The sequence below is a fragment of the Paracoccus sp. S1E-3 genome (assembly GCF_013868135.1).
GTDB lineage: Bacteria > Pseudomonadota > Alphaproteobacteria > Rhodobacterales > Rhodobacteraceae > Paracoccus.
Window position 1 is genome coordinate 242643 of sequence record NZ_JACEMU010000004.1, and the last position, 23741, is coordinate 266383.

Annotated in this window: 24 protein-coding genes; 7 read left to right on the top strand and 17 right to left on the bottom strand. The window is 64.9% G+C overall.

All coding sequences use genetic code 11. The features are described from left to right. Nucleotides 1-99: 99 nt before the first annotated feature. Genes H1S04_RS01210 through H1S04_RS01230 form a run of 5 tightly spaced genes read right to left on the bottom strand, consistent with a single transcriptional unit; the run spans nt 100 to nt 4789 of the window. A complete protein-coding gene (locus tag H1S04_RS01210) occupies nt 100-1608 on the bottom strand; it encodes a tripartite tricarboxylate transporter permease (protein WP_181743740.1) in 1509 nt (502 codons plus the stop codon). A gap of 25 nt (nt 1609-1633) precedes the next feature. Then, a complete protein-coding gene (locus H1S04_RS01215; protein WP_181743741.1) occupies nt 1634-2095 on the bottom strand; it encodes a tripartite tricarboxylate transporter TctB family protein in 462 nt (153 codons plus the stop codon). Further along, on the bottom strand, nt 2095-3051 hold the full coding sequence (locus tag H1S04_RS01220; RefSeq protein WP_181743742.1) for a tripartite tricarboxylate transporter substrate binding protein: 957 nt from the start codon (nt 3049-3051) through the stop codon (nt 2095-2097). The genes H1S04_RS01215 and H1S04_RS01220 overlap by 1 nt, the downstream gene beginning before the upstream one ends. A gap of 50 nt (nt 3052-3101) precedes the next feature. Continuing rightward, nucleotides 3102-3779, bottom strand: a complete 678-nt coding sequence (locus tag H1S04_RS01225) for an RraA family protein (protein ID WP_181743743.1) — start codon at nt 3777-3779, stop codon at nt 3102-3104. Between the two features lie 11 nt (nt 3780-3790). Continuing rightward, nucleotides 3791-4789, bottom strand: coding sequence for a hydroxyacid dehydrogenase (locus tag H1S04_RS01230; RefSeq protein WP_181743744.1), 999 nt, complete (start codon nt 4787-4789; stop codon nt 3791-3793). A 104-nt stretch (nt 4790-4893) separates the two neighbouring features. Between H1S04_RS01230 and H1S04_RS01235 the strand changes: the two genes are divergently transcribed. After that, complete coding sequence (locus H1S04_RS01235; RefSeq protein WP_181743745.1) at nt 4894-5775, top strand: LysR family transcriptional regulator; 882 nt, start codon at nt 4894-4896, stop codon at nt 5773-5775. 364 nt (nt 5776-6139) lie between these two features. Continuing rightward, nucleotides 6140-7936, top strand: a complete 1797-nt coding sequence (locus tag H1S04_RS01240; protein WP_181743746.1) for a monovalent cation:proton antiporter-2 (CPA2) family protein — start codon at nt 6140-6142, stop codon at nt 7934-7936. Between the two features lie 70 nt (nt 7937-8006). Here H1S04_RS01240 and H1S04_RS01245 read toward each other — a convergent pair whose 3' ends face one another. The 5 genes from H1S04_RS01245 to H1S04_RS01265 form a co-directional block, all read right to left on the bottom strand. Next, the gene (locus H1S04_RS01245; RefSeq protein WP_181743747.1) at nt 8007-8981 is read right to left on the bottom strand and encodes a glutathione S-transferase family protein; all 975 of its coding nucleotides are present in this window, start codon (nt 8979-8981) and stop codon (nt 8007-8009) included. 64 nt (nt 8982-9045) lie between these two features. Continuing rightward, nucleotides 9046-9693: an isochorismatase family protein gene (locus tag H1S04_RS01250; protein ID WP_181743748.1), complete on the bottom strand. Its 648-nt coding sequence runs from the start codon at nt 9691-9693 to the stop codon at nt 9046-9048. A gap of 23 nt (nt 9694-9716) precedes the next feature. Continuing rightward, a complete protein-coding gene (locus tag H1S04_RS01255; protein WP_181743749.1) occupies nt 9717-10028 on the bottom strand; it encodes a GNAT family N-acetyltransferase in 312 nt (103 codons plus the stop codon). Nucleotide 10029: 1 nt separating this feature from the next. Further along, nucleotides 10030-10599, bottom strand: coding sequence for a DoxX family protein (locus tag H1S04_RS01260; RefSeq protein ID WP_181743750.1), 570 nt, complete (start codon nt 10597-10599; stop codon nt 10030-10032). A 60-nt stretch (nt 10600-10659) separates the two neighbouring features. Next, nucleotides 10660-11253, bottom strand: a complete 594-nt coding sequence (locus H1S04_RS01265; protein ID WP_181745359.1) for an NADPH-dependent FMN reductase — start codon at nt 11251-11253, stop codon at nt 10660-10662. A gap of 267 nt (nt 11254-11520) precedes the next feature. Here H1S04_RS01265 and H1S04_RS01270 point away from each other — a divergent pair, with 267 nt between their 5' ends. Beyond that, a complete protein-coding gene (locus H1S04_RS01270) occupies nt 11521-12615 on the top strand; it encodes an NAD(P)/FAD-dependent oxidoreductase (protein WP_181743751.1) in 1095 nt (364 codons plus the stop codon). A gap of 334 nt (nt 12616-12949) precedes the next feature. Here the strand turns inward: H1S04_RS01270 and H1S04_RS01275 are convergent, their stop codons facing one another. From H1S04_RS01275 to H1S04_RS01305, 7 genes are all read right to left on the bottom strand, one after another. Continuing rightward, nucleotides 12950-13630 carry an HAD family phosphatase gene (locus H1S04_RS01275; protein WP_181743752.1) on the bottom strand — a complete coding sequence of 227 codons (681 nt, stop codon included), beginning with the start codon at nt 13628-13630 and terminating at the stop codon, nt 12950-12952. Nucleotides 13631-13635: 5 nt separating this feature from the next. Beyond that, nucleotides 13636-14697, bottom strand: coding sequence for an ABC transporter ATP-binding protein (locus tag H1S04_RS01280; protein ID WP_181743753.1), 1062 nt, complete (start codon nt 14695-14697; stop codon nt 13636-13638). Between the two features lie 18 nt (nt 14698-14715). Next, nucleotides 14716-15768 (bottom strand): NAD(P)-dependent alcohol dehydrogenase, encoded by a 1053-nt coding sequence (locus tag H1S04_RS01285; RefSeq protein WP_181743754.1) that lies wholly within the window; start codon nt 15766-15768, stop codon nt 14716-14718. A 2-nt stretch (nt 15769-15770) separates the two neighbouring features. Next, the gene (locus H1S04_RS01290; protein WP_181743755.1) at nt 15771-16043 is read right to left on the bottom strand and encodes a DUF2160 family membrane protein; all 273 of its coding nucleotides are present in this window, start codon (nt 16041-16043) and stop codon (nt 15771-15773) included. Between the two features lie 3 nt (nt 16044-16046). Then, nucleotides 16047-16883, bottom strand: coding sequence for a carbohydrate ABC transporter permease (locus H1S04_RS01295; protein WP_181743756.1), 837 nt, complete (start codon nt 16881-16883; stop codon nt 16047-16049). Nucleotides 16884-16886: 3 nt separating this feature from the next. Next, the gene (locus tag H1S04_RS01300) at nt 16887-17765 is read right to left on the bottom strand and encodes a carbohydrate ABC transporter permease (RefSeq protein ID WP_181743757.1); all 879 of its coding nucleotides are present in this window, start codon (nt 17763-17765) and stop codon (nt 16887-16889) included. Between the two features lie 84 nt (nt 17766-17849). Further along, nucleotides 17850-19289 (bottom strand): extracellular solute-binding protein, encoded by a 1440-nt coding sequence (locus H1S04_RS01305; RefSeq protein ID WP_181743758.1) that lies wholly within the window; start codon nt 19287-19289, stop codon nt 17850-17852. 222 nt (nt 19290-19511) lie between these two features. On the opposite strand from H1S04_RS01305, the gene H1S04_RS01310 reads away from it, so the two are divergent. The 4 genes from H1S04_RS01310 (at nt 19512) to H1S04_RS01325 (ending at nt 23739) form a co-directional block, all read left to right on the top strand. After that, nucleotides 19512-20471, top strand: a complete 960-nt coding sequence (locus H1S04_RS01310) for a sugar-binding transcriptional regulator (RefSeq protein WP_181743759.1) — start codon at nt 19512-19514, stop codon at nt 20469-20471. Nucleotides 20472-20583: 112 nt separating this feature from the next. After that, nucleotides 20584-21468 (top strand): sugar phosphate isomerase/epimerase, encoded by an 885-nt coding sequence (locus tag H1S04_RS01315; protein WP_181743760.1) that lies wholly within the window; start codon nt 20584-20586, stop codon nt 21466-21468. A gap of 1 nt (nt 21469) precedes the next feature. Next, nucleotides 21470-22444 carry a sugar kinase gene (locus H1S04_RS01320; RefSeq protein WP_181743761.1) on the top strand — a complete coding sequence of 325 codons (975 nt, stop codon included), beginning with the start codon at nt 21470-21472 and terminating at the stop codon, nt 22442-22444. Then, the gene (locus tag H1S04_RS01325) at nt 22441-23739 is read left to right on the top strand and encodes a D-tagatose-bisphosphate aldolase, class II, non-catalytic subunit (RefSeq protein WP_181743762.1); all 1299 of its coding nucleotides are present in this window, start codon (nt 22441-22443) and stop codon (nt 23737-23739) included. Before H1S04_RS01320 ends, H1S04_RS01325 begins: the two co-directional genes overlap by 4 nt. The last annotated feature ends 2 nt before the right edge of the window (nt 23740-23741 follow it).

Here is a 23741-nt window from a genome sequence, read left to right on the forward strand (position 1 = left end):
ACGATGCGTCGTGGCGACCATATCAGCAGGGCCTGCAGACAGAGACCAGCCCCGGTTGCAGATCGCAGGCGGGGCTGGCAAGCTGGCATGCAAATCGGATCAGGCTTCCTCTTCCTGGAACGCCTCTTCGCGGGTCTTGCGGAAGGCCGGAAAGATCATCAGGCCCAGAAGCACCACGGTGGCGATCAGCATCACCAGACTGATGGGCCGCTCGATGAAGATGCTCGGGTCGCCCTGGGTGATCAACAGCGTGCGGCGCAGGTTTGCCTCCAGAAGCGGGCCAAGGACGAAGCCCAGCAGCAGCGGCCCCGGCTCGCATTTCGCCTTGCGGAAGACATACCCCAGAAGGCCGAAGCCGGCGGCAAGGATCACGTCGAAGATGCGGTTGTTCATCGAATAGACGCCGATGCAGCAGAACAGCAGAATCGCCGGGTAGAGCAGACGATAGGGTACCGTCAACAGCCGCACCCACAGTCCGATCATCGGCAGGTTGATGACCACCAGCAGCAGGTTGCCGATCCACATGCTGGCGACCAGGCCCCAGAAGATCTCGGGCTGGTTGGTCAGCACAGATGGGCCCGGGGTGATGCCGTGGATCATGAAGGCCGACAGCATCATCGCCATCATGTTGTTGGATGGAATCCCCAGCGTGAGCAGGGGAATGAACGAGGATTGCGCGGCGGCGTTATTGGCGGCTTCGGGGGCGGCGACGCCCTCGACCACCCCGGTGCCGAATTTCTCGGGGTGGCGCGAAACCTTCTTTTCCAGCGAATAGGCGCTGAACGAGGCCAGCGTCGCGCCGCCCCCCGGCAGCAGGCCCAGCAGCGTGCCAAGACCGGTGCCGCGCAGCACGGCGGCCCAGGAGTTGCGGAAATCCTCGCGCGTGGGCCAGAGCCGGGTCAGCGGGGCGACGGTGACGCCCTCCGAACCGCTGCGTTCCAGGTTCGAGATGATCTCGGAAAAGCCGAACAGGCCGATGGCGATGACGATGAAATCGATGCCGTCGAACAGCTCGACCGCGCCGAAGGTCAGGCGTTCGGCGCCCGTCGCCTGATCGGTGCCGACCATGCCCAGCAGAAGCCCGATCAGGATCATGCCGATGGCCTTCAGCACCGGGCCGCTGGCCAGGATGGTGGCCGCCAGAAGGCCAAAGACCATCAGCGCCACATATTCCGCCGGCCCGAAATTCAGCGCGAAGCTGGATAGGGTCGGCCCGGCGACGGCGATGGCGAAGGTGGCGACGGTCCCGGCGAAGAAGGATCCCAGCGCCGCCACCGCCAGCGCCGCGCCCGCCCGGCCCTGCCGGGCCATCTGATAGCCGTCGAGTGTTGTCACCACGGCCGAGGCCTCGCCCGGCAGATTCACCAGAATGGCGGTGGTCGAACCGCCATATTGCGCGCCGTAATAGATGCCAGCCAGCATGATGATGCCCGCGAGTGGCGGCAGAAAGAAGGTGATCGGCAGCAGCACCGCGATGGTCGCGGTCGGCCCGATCCCCGGCAGCACGCCGATCAGCGTGCCCAGAAGCGCGCCCAGCAGACAGAAGCCAAGGTTGGCAGGCGTCATCGCCTCGCTGAACCCAAGCATGAGTAGATCCACGAAATTCATGACGCCCTCCCCAGACGCACGATGTTCAGACCGGCCAGAGCGGCACCTGCACCCCAAGCCCATAGACGAAGACGATGGCGCCAAAGGCGGTCAGCCCCGCCGCCAGCAATAGCGTCGTGCGCCATTTTCCGCCCGGATCGGCCAGCGATCCCGCGATCACCAGAAGCAACGAGGCGATGACAAAGCCCAGATGCGTGGCGGCATAGGCGAAGGCGACGATCGACAGGGTGATGATGATGACCGGCCGCAGCTTGATCGGCTCGATCGGCTCGGCGTCGCGGCGCAGCGCCGCGAAACCGATCACCAGACCAAGGACGATCAGCAGCACGCAGACGACACGCGGCAGAAAGCCCGGTCCCATCTGCGCCAGCGTGCCGCCCTCCAGCACCCGCGTCTGCCACAGGCCGAGTGCGCCAAACCCCACGAATATCGCCGCCGTCAGAAGATCGGGACGGTCGCCCTTGTCGGACGCAGCCGGCCCGGCCATCACTGGTTTTCCTTGATCAGCTTGAAAATCTCCTCATAGCGCGCCAGCCGTTCGGGCATCGCGGCCGACCAGTCGGCGCCCGACTGATAGGACAGCGCCAGCCCCTGCTGTCTGGCCTTTTCCTGGAATTCGGGATTGGCAAGCGCCCTGTCCACGGCGTCAGACAGTTTGGCACGCAGATCCTCGGGCACCGCGCAGGGCGCGGCCAGGCCGCGTTCGGAGGACATCAGCACATCAAAGCCCTGTTCGGTCGCGGTCGGCAGCTCCGGCGCCAGGATCGAGCGTTCGCCGGCGAATTGCGCAAGGCCCTTGATCTGGCCCGGCTCCGCGCTGGCGAATTCGCCGACATTCAACCCGATCGCGGTAACATGGCCGCCCAGCAGCGCGGTCTTGGCCTCGTTCGCGCCGCCGAAGGGCACTGCGGTCAGATCGACGCCGGCCGATTGTTCCAGTTGCAGCATGGCCAGATGCTCGTCTGTGCCGACGCCGGTGGTGCCGATCGAGACCGCGCCGGGGTTGTCCTTGGCATAGGCCACCAGATCGGCCAGGCTGTTGAACTCGGACGCGGCCTGCACGACGAACATGCCGGGATCCTCGACGATGCGCGCGATCGGACAGATATCGTCCGGATCGAAGCGCAGCTTGCGGTCGATGCGCATGGTCAGAAAGCCGGGCGTGTTCAGCGACGAGATGGTGTAGCCATCGGGTTTTGCCTGCGCCAGCGCGGTATAGGCGATTTCGCCCGAGGCCCCGGGCCGGTTCATGACCGGGATCTGCGTGCCAAGATCGGCCTCGAGATAGGGGGCCAGCGTGCGCAGCATGATATCGGTGCCGCCGCCGGGTGCATAGGCCACGATCATCTCGATGGGCCGGTCGGTGGGCCAGTCGGCAAGCGCCGCGGTGGTGGCCGCGAGCGAGATGGCTGCCGCGAGCGGCAGGGCAAATCTGGTGTTCATGTCTTCCTCCCTTGTGGCCATGGCGCCGGGCCGATGGCCGTTGATCCGGCTTATGCCGGGATTTCGCAACCAAGCCGCTTCAGCGCCACATCGACCCAGGACCGGTCATTGGTCCCGGCGGCAATGGCGGCCATCTGGCGGGTCTCGGCCTCCTGCTTGGCGATGGTCCTTTCGTGGACCTCGGCAATCTGATCGAAGGGCACGCACAGCACGCCGTCGCTGTCGCCAAGGATCAGGTCGCCCGGCTCGATCACCATGCCGTCAATGGCGATGGGCACGTTGATCTCGCCCGGGCCGTCCTTGTAGGGGCCGCGATGCGTCACCCCCGCCGCCCAGACCGGCAGATTGGTTTCGACGAAGGCATCGACATCGCGGATGGCGCCGTTCAGCACAAAGCCCGCTACGCCACGCCTGATCGCATGGGCAAGCATCAGTTCGCCCATCAGCGAATTGGTCAGATCGCCGCCGGCATCGACGACGATCACATCGCCCGGCCGGGCCATATCGATGGCCTTGTGCAACATCAGGTTGTCGCCGGGACGTGCCTTGACCGTCAGCGCCGGTCCGGCCAGCTGGCCGGTACGATGGATCTTGCGCAACCGGTCGCCGGCGGCGCTCATGCGGGCCATGCTGTCGCTGACATTGGCCACCGGCAGGGTCGCATATTTCGCCACCCAGTCGGGGGGCGCCACCCGTTGGCGTTCCAGAATGCGGAATCCGATGGACATGGGCGTGCTCCTCAGCTTGCGGCGCGCGTGGCGGCGGCAAGGCGTTCGTGGTTGATGATGCGGGTCTGCGGGACCGGTGCCCCGGCCAGGACATCGACGATCCCCTGCGCCGCCTCGACGCCGACGCGCAGATTTGCAGCCGAGGTCACGCCGCCGATATGGGGCGTGGCGACGATGCGCATCTCGGTCCAGAAGGGGTGGTCCGGGTCTGCCGGTTCCTTGGCGAAGCTGTCGAGCCCCGCCCCGGCGATGTGGCCCGCCCGCAGGGCGGCCAGCAACGCGTCTTCGTCGATCAGACCGCCGCGGGCGGTGTTGACGATGATGGCGCCGGGCCGCATCAGTGCCAGCCGTTCGGCGTTGATCAGGTTGCGGGTCTGCGGGGTCAGCGGGCTGTGCAGGCTGACGATATCGCTTGCGGCCAGCATCGCGTCCAGATCGGGGGCGCGGGTCACGCCCTCGGCGGCGAAAACCTCGTCGCGGGCAAAGGGATCATGGGCCAGCACCGTCATCCCCAACCCCTTGGCATAGCGCGCCGTCTGCCGCGCGATGGCGCCGAATGCAATCAGGCCGAGGGTCGAGCCGGCCAGTTCGCGGCCCTGAAAACCCGGCTTTTCCCAACGCCCCTCGCGCAGGCTGCGATCCAGCGGCACGATCTGCTTGGCCACCGCGAACAGCAGCGCGATGGCATGTTCGGCCACCGAGACCGCATTCGCCCCGGAGGCGACAATGACCGGAATGTTACGCGCACTGGCTGCGTCGACATCGATATTGTCGACCCCGACCCCGTGTTTCGAGATCACCCGCAATTGCGGCGCCGCCTCGAAGATACGCTCATCGATGCGGCCCATGCGGACGAGGATACCCGCGGGCCTGGCCTCGGCCACGATGTTCAGCAGACCGTCGCCCTCGGTATAGGGTGGCACATAGACCGGCAGGTAACCGGCGGCTTTCAGGACCGCATCGGCCTCGGGCGCCAGACTGGGCCCAGTGATCAGGATGGTCTCGGTCATCTCCCCCCACTTTCGATGATATTCGAGCTGCGATCAGTGATACGATTTGATTTACTAAATGAAAGCGCGTAATTATTGATATTAAGGTAAGGAAAACTGAATTTATGGACACGCGCCAGCTTCGCACTCTGCTTGCCATTGCCGAAACCGGCAGCTTTGCCCGTGCCGCCGAGAAGGTGGCGCTGACGCCCTCGGCCGTCAGTCAGCAGATCCAAAGCCTTGAAAGCGAAGTCGGCGCGCAGCTGTTCAATCGCGAGAACCGGCCCCCGACACTGACCTCAGCAGGGCACCAGATGGTTGCGGCGGCGGAAGAACTGGTCAGAGCCGCCGAGAACGCCATCGACGCGATTTCCGGGCGGCGCATCATCGGCACATTCGGCATCGGCTCGGTGCGGACGAGTGCCATCGGGCTGTTGCCGCAGGCGATCTCCCGCATGGCGGCGAATCATCCGCAGCTGAAGATCAAGCTGCGCGTCGGCATGTCGGGGACGCTGGTGCAGGATGTCGCCGCCGGTCGTCTGGACGCCGCCGTGATCGCCGAGAACATCGTCTCGAACCGAGACCTGCGCTGGCAGCCTTTCATCCGCGAGCCGCTGTGCGTCATCGCACCGCCCGGCACGGCACCCGGCCGCGTCAATGATATCCTGACCGGCCATCCCTATATCCGGTTCAGGTCCGATGTGCCGCTTGCGAACCTGATCGAGTCCGAACTGGGCCGGATGAACCTGCCGCTGCATGACATCGCGGAAGTGGACACGATCCCGGCCATCACCGCCTGCGTCACGAATGGGTTGGGCGTGTCGATTGTGCCGCGCATCGCGATCCTCGACCTGGCGGCTGATCTTCTGGTCCTGCCCTTTGGCGTTCCGCCGATTTACCGCCAGATCGGATTGCTGATGCGCCACCAAAGCCCGCGCGCCAGCCTGATCCAGGAGCTGCATGATCATCTTGCAGAGGTCAGCGGCGAATACGGGATGCCGTCGTGAAAGTGCTTGGATTGCCAGGCTTCAAAACGTTTTATGATGATCGCACTGACTGTCATACATCGCATCGACCTCTCATATCTCGGTTGGGATAAGGCCCGCGGTCGCAGGTTCGCGACGCAGGCGAGCACCGGGCCCACGGCCTCTCGACACTCCTGTCATGAAGAAACCGCCATCGGAAATTCCGACGGCGGTTGCAACATTCACCGCAAAGGACGGCCGCTTGTCCGACGGCCGTTTTTTTTTCGCTCGATCCGCGCAGCGATCCGCCCGCAGCTTCGCACCGGACGCCGCCACGAAGGCCGCACTTGCAACACGCCCCGGCGCGCATGAACAATCAGCCTGAACGAAACGAGGGAGAATCGCGATGGCGAGCGAGGGATTGGGTGACACGATCGGTCCGATCGTCGTGCTGATGGGCGCCGCCGTCGCGGCGGTGCCGCTGTTCCGCCGCGCCGGGCTCGGCTCGGTTCTGGGCTATTTCGCCGCCGGGGCGATTGTCGGGCCGTCGATCATCGGGTTGTTCAACGACCCCGAAGCGATCCTGCATTTCTCGGAACTCGGCGTGGTGATGTTCCTGTTCGTCATCGGGCTGGAACTCAGACCGCAGAAATTATGGGCCATGCGCGGACAGATCTTCGGGCTGGGTCTGGCGCAGGTGTCGGTCGCGATCCTGCTTCTGACCGGCGCGGGGCATCTGATCTTCGGGTTGCCCTGGGTGATTGCCTTCGTCGCCGGTTCGGGTTTCGTGATGTCCTCCACCGCCGTCATCATGTCGATGCTGGCCGACCGGGGGGAAATCGCCAGCGCCGAGGGGCAGAAGGACGTCTCGATCCTGCTGTTCGAAGACCTGATGATCGTGCCGCTTCTGGCTGCAATAGCCTTCCTGTCGCCGACCGAGACCGAAACCGGCGGCCTTCAGGCGATCCTGTTGCCGCTGGCCGGGCTGATCGTGCTGCTGGTCGTCGGGCGCTGGCTTCTCGACCCGTTCTTCGCGCTTCTCGCCCGTGCCCGCGCCCGCGAGGTGCTGACGGCGGGGGCGCTTCTGGTGGTGCTTGGGGCGGCCCTGCTGATGGAAACCGTGGGCCTCTCCTCGGCGATGGGCGCGTTTCTGGCCGGGGTGATGCTCTCCGGTTCCAGCTATCGTCACCAGATCGAAAGCGATATCGAGCCGTTCCGGGGCCTGCTGATGGGGCTGTTCTTCATGGCCGTCGGCATGTCGCTGGATCTGAGCATCGTCGCCGCCGAATGGCCGCTGCTGCTCGCGATGCTGGCGGTCTATGTCGTGTTCAAGGCCATCGCGATCTATACCGTCGCCCGCGCCTTCGGCAGCACCAACCTGGCGGCGCTGCACCGCACGGCGATGTTCGCGCAAGGGGGCGAGTTCGCCTTCGTTCTTTATACCGCCGCCCTCAGCGACGGGCTGATCAGCGGACGGGAATCGGCGATCTTTTCCAGCGTGGTCATCCTGTCGATGGCGGTCACGCCGCTGATCCTTCTCGCTTCGGATCACCTGCTGCGCGAGGAAACCTCGATGGAAGGGGTGGAGCCCGCGCGCGACCTCAAGGGCCGGGTTCTGGTGATCGGTTTCGGCCGGTTCGGCCAGATCGCGCTGCAGATGCTGCTGGCGCAGGGCGTCGAGGTCTCGGTCATCGACAGCAATCCCGACCGCATCCGCGAGGCGGAGCGCTGGGGGTTCAAGGTCTATTACGGCGACGGCACGCGGCTCGACATCCTCCGTACCTCGGGCGCCGAGGATGCCGAGGTCATCATGGTCTGCGTCGACAACCGCAAGGCTGCGAACCAGATCGTCGAACTGGTGAAGCACGCCTTTCCGCAGTCCAAGCTGCTGGTGCGCAGCTATGATCGCGGCCATTCGATGGAGCTGCGCCGCGCCGGCGTCGATTACGAAATCCGCGAGACCGCCGAGTCGGCCTTCCTGATGGGGGCCGAGGGGCTGCGCGAACTTGGCTGTTCGGAAAGCACGGTCGAGGAAACGCTCGCCGATATCCGCCGCCGCGACGCCGACCGGCTGATCGAGCAGACGCAGGGCGGAATGATGGCCGGGCGCGACCAGTTGCTGACCAACCCCGTCCCGGAACCGCTGACCAATCGGCCGAAGCAGAGCGGCCCGCAACCTTCCGAGGAGGAGGCCTGCGGCTGAGCCTGCGAAGTTGCGGGGCCGGAATCGCCGGCCCCGCATCTGCGATCCGATTATCGGGACGCAGCCGGGTTCACCCCCGGCCATGCGGCTCCATCCAGTCGATGACCGGATTGATCGGAATGATCCGATAGGGGTTAATCGTGTCGTGGCTATAGTGATAGTGCCGCACGATATGGTTGAAATCCACCGTCTCGGCCACGCCGGGGATCTGATACAGTTCCCGCGTCCAGGCCCAGAGATGGGGATATTCGCGCAGCCATTTCCGGTTGCATTTGAAATGCGTGTGATAGACCGGATCGAAGCGCAGCATGGTCGTGAACAGGCGCCAGTCGGCCTCGGTCAGGCGGTCGCCGGTCAGATAGCGGTTCGTCGACAGCAGATCGTCCAGCCAGTCGAGGCTTTCGAACAGCGGAATGACGGCCTCGTCATAGGCTTCCTGCGTGGTGGCGAAGCCGGCCTTGTAGACGCCGTTATTCACCGTGTCATAGATACGGCCATTCAGCGCCTCGATTTGGGGACGCAGATCCTCGGGCCAGTAATCCGCGGTGTTGCCGGTCAGCCCGTCAAAGGCCGAGTTGAACATGCGGATGATCTCGGCGCTTTCATTGCTGACGATGGTGCCGGTTTTCTTGTCCCAAAGCACCGGCACAGTCACCCGGCCCGAGGCATGAGGATCGGCCTTCAGATAGATGTCGCGCAGGTATGGCAGACCGAACAGCCGGTCGCCGGTCGCGCCGGGGAAATCGGTGCGGAACTCCCACCCTTCGGAGAGCATGTCGGGATGGACGGCGGAAATGTCGATATGCGGCGTCAGCCCCTTCAGCGCACGGAAGATCAGCGTCCGGTGCGCCCAGGGACAGGCGAGGCAGACATACAGGTGATAACGCCCGCTCTCGGCGGCAAAGCCGCCCGTCCCGGTCGGACCCGGCGCGCCGTCGGGGGTGATCCAGTTACGCCAGCTTGACGGCTTGCGCTGAAACCTTCCCCCGCTGCTGGAGGTGTCATACCACTGATCCTGCCAAACCCCGTCGACGAGCAAACCCATAGGTCTTTCCTTTCCATTGAAATCCGGGACGCCCGCGCGGGCGTCCCGGCATGTCGCGACCCGCTCAGCGGATCTTGCCTTCCTTCATCAGCCCGAAGCGCTTGGGGAAATACCATTGCAGCACCTCGCGGAACTTCTGCGAGCTTTCGCGCGCCCAGTTCCGCATCAGCTCGGACCCGAACTGAATCGCCGTGATCGGGGTCGCGCCCGCCGCGCGCATCCGTTCCAGCGCCTGATCGTGGGCGACATGCGAAATTCCGCCCACCGCATCGGCGACCGGATAGACCTGATAACCCTCGGCCAGCATGTCGAGTGTCGGGAAGGTCAGGCAGACCTCGGTCCACAGTCCCGCCATGACGATCTTGCGCCGGCCCGTCGCCTCGACCGCCGCGCGGAAATCGGCATCCTCCCAGGCATTGACGCCGGTGCGGTCGATCTCGGTCACACCGGGCAGCTCGGCCATGATCTCGGTCGCCGTGCCGGTATTGACGCCCATATCGACGCCCACGGTCGAGACGACCACCGGAATGTCATAGGCCCGCGCCAGCCTGCACAGCGCGATGACGTTGAGGTTGATTTCCTCGACCGTGGACGAGGTGACGGTGCGATACTGTTCTGGCTGATAATCGATCAGCACCAGGGCGCAATTCTCGGGCGTCAGCAGATGATCGGTGACGGGATCGCGGATCGGTTCGGCTTGGGTCTTGGCCATGGTCTTTTCCTCCAGAGGGTGAATCAGGGGTCTTCGCCGGGCTTCGTCGTGAACAGTTCGGCCCATTCGGGATGGCGGGCGTATTGGGCGCGCACGAAGGGGCAGATCGGGATGATGCGGAAATGGTTCTCGCGCGCATCTTCCAGCAGATGGTCCAGCAGCGCCTTGGCGACGCCCTTGCCGGCCATCGCTTCGGGCACGCCGGTATGGTCGGCGCTGATGACGCCGGGGCCGCGATGAGTGAAGGTGATCTCGCCCTCGGCGTCGATTCCGTCGATCCGGGCGACATAGCGGCCATGGCGGCCGTCATCTTCCTTGGTAATGGTGGTGGTCATCTCAGAACTCCCTTTTCAGAATGGTCCGGTCGACGGAAAGCGGCCCGGCGCCAAATGCCGCGAGGAACAGCGCCGCGACCGTCCACAGGGCGGAAAGACCTTCCGCCTTGAACTGGACCTGATGCAGGAACATGGCCCCGCCATCGGCGGCGAGGTTGCGCAGGCCGTCCTCGGTCAGAAGCGTCTGGCCCAGGGCCTGCGCGGCCGACATACCCGAGGGCGTCAGCGCCAGATCGCCATAAGGATGGGTCCAGTGGAACCAGAAGGTCACGGCCAGCATCAGCCCGTTCGCCAGCGCCGCCGGACGGGTCAGAAAGCCCGCGAGGATCAGTAGACCCCCGGTGAACTGCATGACGGCCAGCAGCGCCGACCAGAACCAGCCCGGATACAAGCCGATGCTTTCGGTGAAACCGGCCATGGCATAGGGCGCCTTGATCTTCGGCCAGCCCTCGACGATCAGAAGAGCGCCGACGGTGACGCGCAATCCGAAAAAGGCCAGCGGTTGGGCGAATCGTTCGTAAAACCCTTCGAGGAAGGGCAGGATCAGGCGGGTATCGGAATTGCGGTTCATCGCGTCTCCTCCAGCCGGAATGAAAAAGGGCGCCCCCGCTCGGGCGCACCCTTCACCTTGTCACGCGGTCTTTTCGCGGGCCGCCTTGGTGGCGTCGGTCCACCAGGCGAGTTCATCGAGCATGGCGTTCAGCGAGGGCTGAAGGACCGCATCGATCTCGGCCATCTCGGCATTCTGACCGATCGGGCTGACCTTCATGAACTCTCCGCCGCCGATGTGAACGGCGTTGCGGATCGGAACCATCTGCAATTCGATCCCGATTCCGCGCAGATGCTCGATCGCGCGGGCCGCCCCCACGCCGCCATAGCCCACGGCGGCCAGCGGCTTGTGATTCCATTCCTTGTAGGCCTGATCCAGCGCGTTCTTCAGCGAACCGCTGACCGAGTGGTTATACTCCGCCGTCACGAAGATATAACCGTCGAATTCGGCCAGCTTCTGCTGCCATTTCACCACACGCGGGTCGGCCGAGGGCACCCACAGGTTCGAGGCGACCTCGTTGAACAGCGGCAGGTCGTAATCCCGCAGATCGACCAGTTCGAAGTCCATGTCGTCCCGCTTGCGGGTGTTTTCCAGCAGCCATTGGGCCGGCTTGTCGGCGAAGCGCGTATCGCGGGTCGAGCCGACGATGATGGCGATTTTCGGTTTGTTCATGATTGTCCCGATCTTTTCCGGTTCAGGTTCCGCCAACCCCATGGTCAGCAGGTCAACGTCTTGCTCAGGAAAGCTACGATCAGGACGGGTTCCGCGCAAGCATGGTCATTTGGAATGCGGCGTTCGGAAATGCCGAACGATATGCGCGGAGTCCCTCGCTCTCTTGCGCCCCTGCGCAACCTTGCTTCTCCGGTCCGCCGCCGCCTTGCGGGCCGGCGGGTCGCCGGGCTAGGCTGGCGGAAACAGGGCCGGTTCAGGGCGCGAAAAGAGATGAGCAATCTCGCCTACAAAATTGATATCATTGTAATTGGCGGTGGTCAGGCTGGACTGTCCTCGGCCTATCATCTGCATCAGATGGGGTTGCAGGGCGGCAAGGGCTATCTGGTGCTGGACAAGTCGCCCCGGCCCGGCGGCGCCTGGCAGTTCCGCTGGCCCAGCCTGACCATGAAGACCATCAATCGCCTGCACGATCTGCCCGGCATGGGCTTTGCCGAGGTGCTGGACCCCGGCCAGACCGAGGTGCGCGCCGCCGAAGCCGTGCCTGCCTATTTCGAGGCTTACGAGCAGCGCTTCCAGCTTCCCGTCTATCGCCCCGTCACCGTCCGCGTGGTCTGCCGCCGGGGCGACCGGTTCCGGGTCGAGACCGATCAGGAAACCTTCTCGGCCCGCGGCATCATCAATGCCACCGGCACCTGGGACGCCCCGCAGATCCCCTACTATCCGGGGCGCGAGCTGTTTCGGGGCCGGCAGATGCACACCCACGATTATCGCACCGCCGACGCATTCGCCGGCAAGCGGGTGCTGATCGTCGGCGCGGGGATCTCGGCCCTGCAGATGCTGGACGAGATCTCGCGCGTGACTGAGGTGATCTGGGTCACCCGCCGTCCGCCCGAGTTTCGCGCGGGCGATTTTACCCCCGAGGACGGTCGTGCCGCCGTCGCCATCGTCGAGGAGCGCGTCCGCCAGGGGCTGATCCCCGGTTCGGTCGTCTCGGTCACCGGGCTGCCGATGACGCCGGCGATCCGCGCCATGCGCGAACGCGGCGTGCTGAACCGCCTGCCGATGTTTTCCGAGATCACCCCCACCGGGGTCAGATGGGCCGACGGGCGCGAGGAAGCGGTGGATGTCATCCTCTGGGCGACCGGGTTTCGCAGCGCGCTGGATCATCTGGCGCCGCTTGATCTGCGCGAACCGAATGGCGGCATCGTCATGGCCGGGCGGCTGGCCACGCAGGTGGCGAAGGACCCGCGCGTGCATCTGGTCGGCTATGGTCCCTCGGCATCGACCATCGGGGCAAACCGCGCGGGCGGCGCGGCCGCGCAGGAACTGGCCCGGACGCTGGGCCTGACCCCGGCTCGGCCGTAATTGCACAGGGCCTCGGGCGGCGCGTGAAATGTCTGATCGCGCGCGGCCGGACAGGTCGGCCCGGCGCCGCGCCGGACCAAGCTGCCCCCTCGCGACCGGCCTTTCCTCCCGCGGTTCAAGCGCGCCGCCGACGGTGGCTGCATCAACCTGAACAGGTGATGGCGGCGGGGCGTGAGTGGCTGGCCATCTGCGGATGGAAGGCCGCAGGCGCCGCGCGCGGCAGGGCGTGCTGCCGATAGACGTGGGGCTTGGGCACCGCCCGGCGCGGCCGTCCGAGGCTTTCCAGGCCTCGTCGACCCTCGCGCGGCCCGCTCCGCGATGTTGCGGGGCCGTGTCAGGCTGCGGCGGTCAGCGCCGCGAACATGCCAGTCATGTCGTCCAGCACCGGGGCCGCGCCCTTTGCGCGCAGCAATGCGGCGTGATCCTCGCGCCGAAGCGCCAGATGCGTCCCGCCGACAAACCCCACCGCGCGAGCGCGCGCGCGCAATGCGCCGGTGACGCCATGGGGGGAGTCCTCCAGCACGACGCAATCTGCCGGGGCGACACCAAGTCGATCCGCGGCCAGCAGAAACAGGTCGGGCGCGGGCTTGCCCTGTGCCACCTGATCGGCGCTGAAGGCGCGGCCCTGAAACCAGCGCTCCAGCCCCGAAACCCGCAGCGTCTCGCCCATGCGGCGCAACGATCCGCCGGTGGCGATCGCCATGCCGATCCCCGCCGCCTGCAACCGGTCCAGCAGGTCCGGCACACCGTCAATGACCCGCAGCCGCTCGGGATAGAGCGCCAGCAGGCGGTCCTCGAAACGCTCGACAAAGGCGTCGGGCACGGGGCGGCCCAGCCGGTCGGCGACATAGGCGCGGATCACCGGCAGCGCGACGCCCAGAAACTGCCGGCCAACCTCCCCAGGCGTGGCGTCGGCGATGCCCAGGGCGCGCATTTCCTCGGCCAGCAGGCCAAGCGACAGGGGTTCGCTGTCGACCAGCACCCCGTCAAGGTCAAAGATCACCGCGCGCGTCATCGCGGTCAGATCCGCTGTTCGGTCTGGGCGTCGAACAGGTGGACATTGGCCGGGTCGATCACGAAATGGATCTGCGATCCGGGCGCCGCGCTGATGCGGTCCTTGACGATGGCGTCGATCACATCGCCCCCCGCCTTGGCGAAGATCTGGGTTTCCGACCCGGTCGGCTCGACCACCACGACATCGACGGGAATGCCCGCATCTCCCACCCCGATATGTTCGGGACGAATGCCATAGATCACCTCGGCCCCCACCTCCGCCGGGGTGTCGGGCAGCGGCAGCCGTAGCCCGCTTTCCGAGGCGAACTGCTTGGCGCCGCCTTCGCTGACGATCCTGCCGCGCAGGAAATTCATCGACGGCGAGCCGATGAAGCCGGCCACGAACACATTGCTCGGGTAGTCGTAGAGATGCAGCGGAGCGCCCACCTGTTCGACCCGGCCGTCGCGCATGACGACGATCTTGTCGGCCATCGTCATCGCCTCGATCTGATCGTGGGTGACATAGACGATGGTGGTTTTCAGCCGCTGATGCAGTTCCTTGATCTCGACGCGCATGGTCACGCGCAGCTTGGCGTCGAGGTTCGACAGCGGTTCGTCGAACAGGAAGACCTGCGGGTCGCGCACGATGGCGCGGCCCATGGCGACGCGCTGGCGCTGCCCGCCGGAAAGCTGCTTGGGGAAGCGGTCCAGCAGATGCGCAAGATCGAGGATCTTCGCCGCGCGGCCGACCTTCTCGTCGATCTCGGCCTTGGGGCGCTTGGCCATCTTCAGCGGAAATCCCATGTTTTCGCCCACGGTCTTGTGCGGGTAAAGCGCATAGGACTGAAACACCATGGCGATGTCGCGATCCTTGGGCGAGACATCATTGACCACCTTGTCCCCGATCGAGATGGTGCCGTCGCTGATCTCCTCCAGCCCCGCCAGCATCCGCAGGAGCGTCGATTTCCCGCAGCCCGAAGGGCCGACGAGCACGACGAACTCGCCGTGTTCGATGTCCACATTCACCCCATGCATGACCTGAACGGCCCCATAGCGCTTGATCACGTTGTCGATTTTCACATTCGCCATGGCGGCCTCCGGTGAAAGTTATTGGGGCAGGACGATCTGCATCTTCACATCGGCCGGCGGGGCCGAGGCGGCGATCTCGAAAGCCTGCACGCTGTCCTTGAAGTCGAAGCTGCGGGTGATGAGCGGTTTGACGTCGATGGCGCCCGAGGCCAGCATCGCCACGCAGCGCGGAAAGACATGGGCGTAGCGGAAGATGTTTTCGACGCGCGCCTCGCGCACCATCGCCGCGCCGGCATCATAGCTGATCGGGTCGGGCTGGCCGCCGATCATCACCACACAGCCGCCAGGCGCCAGCGGCTCGAACACCCCCGCCGCCGCGCGGGGCGAGCCGGTGGCCTCGAACACCACATCCGCGCCCCAGCCCTCGGTATCGGCCTTGACGCGCTCGACGAGGTTTTCGCGGGTGACATTGACGGGGATGAGGGCGGGCGACAGGCTGGCGGCGATTTCCAGCTTCTTGTCGGCCAGATCGCCGACATAGACGCGCGCGCAACCGGCTGCCAGCGCCGACAGCGCCGTCACCAGACCGATCGGACCTGCCCCCAGCACCACGCCGATATCGCCGGGCCTGACGCGCGCCTTGGTGGCGGCATGGACGCCCACGGCCAGCGGCTCGACCATGGCGGCTTCGGCGAAGCTGACATTGTCCGGCAGCTTGAAGGTGAAGGCCTCGGGGTGAACGCAGGTCGGGCGCAGGATGCCGTGAACGGGCGGCGTGGCCCAGAAGCGAACGGCCGGGTCGATATTATACATCCCCAGCCGGGTGGCCCTGGAATTGGGATCGGGAATCCCCGGCTCCATGCAGACGCGATCACCGACCTTCAGCGTGGTGACGGCGGGTCCGATCTCGATCACCGTGCCTGAAGCCTCGTGGCCGAGGATCATGGGTTCCGTCACCACGAACGGGCCGATCCGCCCATGGGTGTAGTAATGCACATCCGATCCGCAGATTCCCACCGTATGCAGCTTGATGCGCACATCATGGGGGCCGAGGACTTCTTCTTGACGGTCGATGGCGGGGAAATCCCGCAGCAAGAGTTCATCCTTGCGTTCAAGAACCAGCGCTTCCATGGCTATCCCTCGCGAATGATATAGATGGCGGCGATCAGGGAAAGCGCCACGCCGAGCCAGATCGACAGTCCGAGCGGCTCCAGAAAGCGGAACCAGAACAGCGACAGCGCCACCCACAGCACCACGCTGATGAACACGCGGTCGAACCAGTTGGTCTCGATCGGCAGGAAGCCCTGCCGGATGCCGGGGGCGCGCTCCTCGTTCTCCTCGATCAGACGGGCCAGAACGAGGGCCGGGTTTTCCTCTTGGGCGAGTTTGTCCAGTTCGTCAGCCATGGCTTATCCTTTCACCGCGCCGAAGGTCAGACCAGTCACGATATGACGCTGCACCAAGCTGAAGACGATCAGCGCCGGGATCAGCGTGAAGACCGAGATCGCCGCCATGATCCCCCATTCGGTGCCGGTGGTGGTGACATATTCCGACAGGCCCGTGGTCAGTGTGCGGGCGTTGAAGTTGGTAAGCGTCGCGGCCAGCAGGTATTCGTTCCAGGCGAAGACCCAGGTCAGGATCAGCGTGACGGCGAGGCCGGGCCGGGCCAGCGGGAACACCACCTCGGTGATCACCTTCCAGGGGCTGGCCCCGTCGACATAAGCGGCCTCGTCCAGTTCCTTCGGAATGCCGTCCACGGTCGGGCGCAGGGTCCAGATCGCGAAGGGAAGGTTGAAGGTGCAATAGACGAGGATCATCCCGATCCGGGTATCGGCCAGCTTGAAATCGCCGATGGCGTAGACCTGCGTCAGCAGCAGGAACATCGGCAGCAGGAAGACGGCCGGCGGCGCCATGCGGTTGGTGATGGTCCAGAAGAAGATGCTTTCCTTGCCCGGCAGGTTGAAGCGCGACAGCGCATAGCAGGTCAGAAAGCCCAGAAGCGTGCACAGCACCGCATTCCCGGTCGAGATGATGAGCGAGTTCATCATGTAGCTGCGCAGGGTGCGGTCGTTCAGCACGTCGATATAGTTCTTCCAGTAGAACTTGGTCAGGATCACATCGGGGGTCGAGAACAGCTCGACCGCCGGTTTCACCGAGACGACGAACAGCCAGTAGATGGGGAACAGCGTCAGGAAGCTGATGAAGGTCCAGAACAGGATCATCAGCCAGGGGCGGAGCGTCTTCATGGCTTAACCTTTCCGGGTGTTGCGGGGCGCGATCAGGCCCACGTAGAGCAGCCAGCAGATGACGATGGTCATATACAGGACCACCACCGAAATCGCCGAGCCATAGCCGTAATTCGTGCGCGGGAAGACTTCCTTGAAGATATGCACGCCGATATAGCGGGTGGCCGAACCGGGGCCGCCGCCGGTCAGCATCAGCACCTCGTCCACGGTGCGCAGCGCGTCCATCAGGCGGATGAAGACGGTGGCGACGACGGCAGGGGCGATCATCGGCAGGGTGATGTGCCAGAAGATCTGGCGCTTGTTCGCGCCGTCGATCTGGGCCTGCTCGAACGGGTCGGGCGGCAGCGATACCAGCGCCGCGATCAGCGACAGGGTGACCAGCGGCGTCCAGTGCCAGACATCCATCACCACCGTGGTGATGAAAGCGGCGGCGGCGCTTTGACCGATGTTCAGATCAAGGCCGAACCAGCTTTGGACCAGGCTGGGAATGATGCCGATGGACGGCGTGGTCATCAGCTTCCAGATCGAGCCGACGATGATAGGCGCCATGATCAGCGGCAGCGTATGGATGGTGCGGAAGAAGGCCTTGCCGGGGAAGTCCTTCATGAAGGCCTGCGCCAGCAGATAACCGAGGATCAGTTCCGACACCACCGCGAAGAAGACGAAGGCGAAGGTCACGCCCAGCGAGGCGAGCAGCTGCGCGTCGAACACCACCTGGCGATAGTTCGAGGCCCAGTTGAACACCATGTTCGGATTGGCCGCGAAGGGGTTCCACTGGTGGAAGGACACCCAGATCACGTAGAAGAAGGGGACCACTCCGAAGAAGAACAGAATGATCATCGTGGGCGCCAGCAGCAGCCAGCCCAAACGATTGGAGTGCATGCGCGGATCCTCCGGCGTCACGGGGTCAGGTCGGGCTTTCGGGAACCGGGGCCGCACGCGGCCCCGGTCGTCTGCAGGGAAGCGTTACTTGCGGTAACCGAGCGCGGTCAGTTCTTCCTCGGTCTTCTGGGCCATCTGGTCGAGGCCGGTATCCGGGTCGATCTTGCCGGTCAGGATGTCATAGAAGATCGGCGCCACCGCCTCGCGCACCTGGGCATGGAAGGGATAGGGCGGCGCGCCCGCATAGAGCTTGCCCTGATCCTTCAGCATGGTGAAATAGCCGCCCAGCTTGGCGTCCAGTTCCTTGACCTTCGGATCGTCATAGGTGGCGTTGTTGGTGATACGCGAGCCGGCAAGTGCCCAGTCGGGCTGGACATCGTTCTGTGCGATGAACTGCAGGAACAGCATCGCCGCATCCTGATTTTTCGAGGTCACCGGGATACCGAAGGCGCCGCCGTCATAATAGCCGACATAACCCTCGCCCGCCTCGGCCTGCGCCAGCACGCCTTCGGACAGCGGCGGCATGGCGACGCCGATCTTGCCCACGACCTTCGACTGGTTTTCGTCCGAGGCGATCCAGGCGGCGTTCTCGCCATAGATCAGGCCCTGCGCGGCGCGTCCGGCGGCCATGGTGGTCGCGGTTTCGGTCCAGGTCGACTGCACCGATTCCGGCGGCGCGATGTCGCGCAGATGCAGCCAGTATTTCATCGCCGCCTTGGCCTCGGGCGAGTTCATCCGACCGCCATTCTCGACGGTGGCGGCATAGTTGTTGGCCGCGTCGATGCCCCAGTTGTAGACGCCGAAGGTCGGCTCGATCGATTCGACGAATTCGTACCAGCTGGCCGGGTGGCCGGTATGGGCCTGCGCGGTGGTGCCCCACAGATCGAGCCCGTTCTCCTTGCCGTATTCGGTGAAGAATTCGGCAATCGCCGTATATTCCTCATGGGTCGTCGCGGGCTTGAGGTCGTTGCCGGTCTTTTCCTTGTAAGCGGCCTGAATCGCGGGATCGTTGAACAGGTCCGTGCGATACAGGTAGGTCTTGATGAAGGCTTCGACCGGAATGCCATACAGATCGCCGTTCTCGCCGCGGAAATAATTGGCGAAGCTGGTGAAGTTCGCCTCGTCATAGTTCGGCGATTTCAGCTCCGGCTTGTCCGCCAGCAGCTTGGTCGTATCGACCAGGAAATTGCGCGAGAGATACGCATAGATGATGTCCTGTTCGATATAGACCATGTCATAGATGCCGGTCTTGGCCTCCATGTCCTTGATGGCCTTGTCATACATCTGATCCCAGGACGTGGTTTCGATGTCGACGCGAATGCCGGTCAGCTTTTCGAATTCCGGCGCCAGCACGTCCTTGACGTAATTCGATGGCGGAGTCGATTCGGTGACGCCGTGCAGCGTGACGCCCTGATAGGGCTTGGCCGCTTCGGCCCAGAAAGTGGATGCGTCCTGTGCATAGGCCATCCCGGCAGTCACGGCAAACGCAATGGCCGATGCGCCGAGCTTGTATGCGAAGCTCATGTCAATCCTCCCAGATTTGTCAGTTCGGTGCGCAGGGCTGCGGTCTCCTCGTCCGCAGACGCCCTCCCCTGCGGCAATCTTTACAAATGTATTTCGACTCACTCAAGTGATATTTTCATCTGTATTTTTAGCGAGGCAATTGTATGCTGAACTGGCGGGGCTGGTTGTTCCCAAGTGATTGGAATTACAAGCGGACAGATTACAGCAGGGACCGGACGCAGCATGGCCAGAGAAAAAGTCGATGACAGCGACGCCTTCATCACCGAGGTCTGCTGGCATTATTATGTCAACAGCATGACCCAGGCCGACATTGCGCGCCACCTGGATGTGACCCGGCTGCGGGTCAATCAGGCCATCCAGCGGGCGAAGGCACTGGGCATGGTGAAGGTGCAGATCGAATCGCCCTTCCTGCCCCGGATCGAATTGCAGGAAAGACTGGTCGCCGCCTATGGCCTGCAGCAGGCCATGGTAGCCCCAGCGGACCCCGAGCATTACGATTACAACTATCCCGCGGGGGCCGCGCTCGCCAGCTATCTGCTGCGCCGGCTGGAGGCGGACGACTGGCGCAAGATCGGGGTATCCTGGGGCATCACCCTGCAAAGCGCCATCACCAACCTGCCCCGCCAGAGCCATCCCGAGCTGGAGGTGATTTCCATGTTCGGCGGCACCGTCCGGGGCGCCACCTTCAACTCCTTCGCGATCGTGTCCGGCCTGGCGGAACGGCTGGGGGCCAGCTATTCGATTCTCGCCGCGCCGAACTTTCTGTCCAAGGGTGTCGACCGCGACCTGTTCCTGTCGCAGGAACAGTTCCGCGAACATTTCGCCAAGTTCGACCGGCTGGATGCGGCCATCCTGACCTGCAGCGATGTGTCGCCGAAATCCTATCTGGTGCAGGAAGGACTGCCACCCGAGGTCCGTCCCGAGGATCTGATCGCGGCGGGTGCGGTGGGTGATGTGGTCGGAATTTTCCTCGACAAGGACGGGGTCGAGGTGCCCAATCCGCTCAGCTCCCGCAGCGTGGGCATTCCGCTGGACACGCTGCTTAACGTGCCCACGCGGGTGCTGGTCGCGGCCGGTCCCCACAAGACCGAGATCATCCGCGCCGTGCTGCGCCGGGGCATCGCCAACACCCTCATCACCGATGACCTCACCGCCGAGGCGCTGCTGCAGGGCGCGCCCTGACCGGCGCGGCATGACCGAGCAGCCAATCTTGTCCGGTACAAAATTTCCATTTGTATTGTTCTGAATGCAAATGTAACGTCCCCTCATCATTCACCGGCTGGGAGGGCACGGCATGGGACGTTTGGGGATTCACTCGTTTGTCTGGACGGGCGGCCAGACCCAACAGGGGCTGGAGAACGCGCTGGAGAAATCGGCCGAGCACGGTTACCGCACCATCGAATTCGCCTATCTGCGGCCCGAACTGTTCGATCTGGACCGGCTGGCGAAGAAGGCGCAGTCGCTGGATGTGCAGATCGGCGTCACCATGGGGCTGCCGCGCGACAAGGACGTGTCGGCGACCGATGCCCAGACCGTCGAGGGGGGCAAGCGGATGCTGGCGGATGCCGTCCACGCGGTGCGCGACATCGGCGGCAACAAGCTGGGCGGAATCCTCTATTCCGCGCATACGAAATACGACCGCCAGCCCACGGAGGACGGCTGGAAGAACAGCGTCGAGGCGATTGCCGAAACCGCCGAGATCGCCAGGGCCGCCGGCGTGGATCTTGTGCTCGAGGTGGTGAACCGCTTCGAAACCAACCTGCTGAACACCACCGCGCAGGGCCTGAAATTTCTTGACGACACCGGCCGCGACGATGTCCGCCTTCATCTCGACACCTTCCACATGAATATCGAGGAAGCCAATCCCGCCGCCGCGATCCGGCTGGCGGGCGACAGGCTGGGCTATTTCCATATCGGCGAAAGCAATCGCGGCTATCTGGGCGACGGGGTGATCGACTTCGACCGCATCTTCGATGCGCTTCTTGATATCGACTACCAGCGCGACATCGTCTTCGAAAGCTTCTCGACCGCGGTGGTCGACGAGGGGCTGTCGCTGGCCTGTGCGATCTGGCGCGACACTTGGACCGAGAACGACCCGCTGGCCGCCCATGCCAAGGGGTTCATCGAGCAGAAAATGGCCGAGGCCAAGCGCCGCCGCGCCACCAATGCCCGGCCCTGACATGGCGGTGCTGACCCCCGACGCGCTTGGCCCCACGGTCTGCGTGGGCGAAATCCTGGTCGAGATCGTCGCCACCACCATCGGCGAGGGTTTCCGGGCCGCACAGCCGCTAACCGGCCCCTATCCCAGCGGCGCGCCGGCGATCTTCATCGATCAATGCGGCCGCATCGGCGGGTCGGCGGCGATGATCGGGGCGGTCGGCCGCGACGATTTCGGCGCGGTCAATCTCGACCGGCTGCGCCGCGACGGGGTCGATGTCTCGGCCGTCTCCGAGGATGCGGATTTCCCCACCGGCAGCGCCTTCGTGCGCTACCGCGCCGATGGCTCGCGCGATTTCGTCTATAACATTGCCACCTCGGCGGCAGCGCGTTTCGGGCTGTCGGATGCGGTGCGCGCGCTGATCGACCGGGCGGGCCATCTGCATGTGATGGGCACGGCGCTGTCCATGCCCGCCGCCCGCAGCGTCATCGAATATGCCGCGCCACGCATCAGGGCGCGCGGCGGCAGCCTGTCTGTCGATCCGAACCTGCGCAAGGAACTGGCCCGCGACGCCGAAACCGAGGTGCTGTTCAAGCGTCTCATCGCGCTTTCGGACCTGCTGCTGCCCTCGGGTGACGAGCTGGAGCGCGCCGCCGGCATCACCGGCCAGGACGCCGCCATTACCCGCCTGTTCGAGATGGGCGTCAAGGAAATCGCCCTGAAACAGGGGGCTTCCGGGGCCACCGTCTTTACCCCCGACGCGAAGCCGGTGCACCATCCGGGCTTCCGCGTCGAAGAACGCGATCCGACCGGCGCGGGCGATTGCTTTGGCGGCGCCTATGTCGCCTGCCGCCGTCTGGGCCTGAGCATCCCTGACGCCCTGCGCTATGGCAACGCGGCAGGCGCACGCAATGTTACCGTGCTGGGCCCGATGGAGGGCGCGGGCACACGGGCCGAGCTTGACGCCTTCATCGCAAAACAGGAGGGATCGGCATGAGCCTTGCAGCGCTGACCGAACTGGCGCCCGAACGGGTGGCGGGACGCCCGGCCGGGATCACCTCGGTCTGCTCGGCCCATCCGCTGGTCCTGCGGGCGGCCCTGCGGGCGGGTGTGGAAACCGGCGCGCCGGTGCTGATCGAGGCCACCTGCAATCAGGTCAACCATCTGGGCGGATATACCGGCATGACGCCGCAGGATTTCGCCAATCTGGTCTTCAGCCTGGCCGCGCAGGAAGGCTGTCCGCCCGAACTGATCATTCTTGGCGGCGATCATCTGGGGCCGAACCCGTGGCGCGACCAACCGGCGGAAGACGCCATGGCCGAGGCAGAGAAGATGATTGCCGCCTATGTCGCGGCGGGGTTTCGCAAGATCCATCTGGATGCCTCCATGGGGGCCAAGGGCGAGCCCGAGGCGCTGGATGACGAAACCACCGCGCTACGCGCTGCGCGGCTGGCTGGGGTGGCCGAACGCAGCGCCCGCGCCATGGGCGGCGCGATGCCGCTTTACGTCATCGGAACCGAGGTGCCCCCGCCCGGCGGCGCCGATCACGCGCTGGATGCGATCACCCCGACCTCGCCCGAGGCCGCCCGGCGCACACTGGACATCCACCGCCGCACCTTCGCCGATGCAGGGCTGACCGGCGCGCTCGACCGCGTCATCGCCGTGGTGGTCCAGCCGGGCGTCGAATTCGGCAATCAGAACGTCGTCACCTATCGCCCCGACCTGGCCGCGCCGTTGGCGGCGGTGCTGACCGGCGTGCCGGGTCTGGTCTTCGAGGCCCATTCGACCGATTATCAGGGCCCCGCAGCCCTGTCGGATCTGGTGGCCGACGGTTTCGCCATCCTGAAGGTCGGACCGGAGCTGACCTTTGTGCTGCGCGAGGCGCTCTATGCGCTGGATCTGATCGCCTCGGATCTGGAGCCCGATTACGGCGACCGACCGCTGATGGCGGTAATGGAGGCCGAGATGCTGGCCCAGCCGGGCCATTGGCAGCGGCACTATCCGGGCGATACGGCCGCGCAGCACCTGTTGCGCCATTATTCGCTGTCCGACCGCATCCGCTATTACTGGCCGACCGAGGCCGCGCAGGCGGCGGTGGCGCGGCTGTTTGCGACGCTCGCCGGACAGGGCATCCCCCTACCCCTGATCCGCCAGCACATGCCGGCGGCGGCGGCGCTGGCGGACACCCCCTTCAACCCCGAGGAGGCGGTCATCCAATGGGTGGGCCGCAGCCTCGATTCCTATCACGCCGCCTGCCGTGCCGGCGCGGCCCCCGACTATAGCGGAGCATGACA

Coding starts and splice junctions, on each gene's coding strand:
- H1S04_RS01210 (WP_181743740.1), bottom strand. CDS start 1,608: ATGAATTTCGTGGATCTACTCATGCTTGGGTTCAGCGAGGCGATGACG.
- H1S04_RS01215 (WP_181743741.1), bottom strand. CDS start 2,095: ATGGCCGGGCCGGCTGCGTCCGACAAGGGCGACCGTCCCGATCTTCTG.
- H1S04_RS01220 (WP_181743742.1), bottom strand. CDS start 3,051: ATGAACACCAGATTTGCCCTGCCGCTCGCGGCAGCCATCTCGCTCGCG.
- H1S04_RS01225 (WP_181743743.1), bottom strand. CDS start 3,779: ATGTCCATCGGATTCCGCATTCTGGAACGCCAACGGGTGGCGCCCCCC.
- H1S04_RS01230 (WP_181743744.1), bottom strand. CDS start 4,789: ATGACCGAGACCATCCTGATCACTGGGCCCAGTCTGGCGCCCGAGGCC.
- H1S04_RS01235 (WP_181743745.1), top strand. CDS start 4,894: ATGGACACGCGCCAGCTTCGCACTCTGCTTGCCATTGCCGAAACCGGC.
- H1S04_RS01240 (WP_181743746.1), top strand. CDS start 6,140: ATGGCGAGCGAGGGATTGGGTGACACGATCGGTCCGATCGTCGTGCTG.
- H1S04_RS01245 (WP_181743747.1), bottom strand. CDS start 8,981: ATGGGTTTGCTCGTCGACGGGGTTTGGCAGGATCAGTGGTATGACACC.
- H1S04_RS01250 (WP_181743748.1), bottom strand. CDS start 9,693: ATGGCCAAGACCCAAGCCGAACCGATCCGCGATCCCGTCACCGATCAT.
- H1S04_RS01255 (WP_181743749.1), bottom strand. CDS start 10,028: ATGACCACCACCATTACCAAGGAAGATGACGGCCGCCATGGCCGCTAT.
- H1S04_RS01260 (WP_181743750.1), bottom strand. CDS start 10,599: ATGAACCGCAATTCCGATACCCGCCTGATCCTGCCCTTCCTCGAAGGG.
- H1S04_RS01270 (WP_181743751.1), top strand. CDS start 11,521: ATGAGCAATCTCGCCTACAAAATTGATATCATTGTAATTGGCGGTGGT.
- H1S04_RS01275 (WP_181743752.1), bottom strand. CDS start 13,630: ATGACGCGCGCGGTGATCTTTGACCTTGACGGGGTGCTGGTCGACAGC.
- H1S04_RS01280 (WP_181743753.1), bottom strand. CDS start 14,697: ATGGCGAATGTGAAAATCGACAACGTGATCAAGCGCTATGGGGCCGTT.
- H1S04_RS01285 (WP_181743754.1), bottom strand. CDS start 15,768: ATGGAAGCGCTGGTTCTTGAACGCAAGGATGAACTCTTGCTGCGGGAT.
- H1S04_RS01290 (WP_181743755.1), bottom strand. CDS start 16,043: ATGGCTGACGAACTGGACAAACTCGCCCAAGAGGAAAACCCGGCCCTC.
- H1S04_RS01295 (WP_181743756.1), bottom strand. CDS start 16,883: ATGAAGACGCTCCGCCCCTGGCTGATGATCCTGTTCTGGACCTTCATC.
- H1S04_RS01300 (WP_181743757.1), bottom strand. CDS start 17,765: ATGCACTCCAATCGTTTGGGCTGGCTGCTGCTGGCGCCCACGATGATC.
- H1S04_RS01305 (WP_181743758.1), bottom strand. CDS start 19,289: ATGAGCTTCGCATACAAGCTCGGCGCATCGGCCATTGCGTTTGCCGTG.
- H1S04_RS01310 (WP_181743759.1), top strand. CDS start 19,512: ATGGCCAGAGAAAAAGTCGATGACAGCGACGCCTTCATCACCGAGGTC.
- H1S04_RS01315 (WP_181743760.1), top strand. CDS start 20,584: ATGGGACGTTTGGGGATTCACTCGTTTGTCTGGACGGGCGGCCAGACC.
- H1S04_RS01320 (WP_181743761.1), top strand. CDS start 21,470: ATGGCGGTGCTGACCCCCGACGCGCTTGGCCCCACGGTCTGCGTGGGC.
- H1S04_RS01325 (WP_181743762.1), top strand. CDS start 22,441: ATGAGCCTTGCAGCGCTGACCGAACTGGCGCCCGAACGGGTGGCGGGA.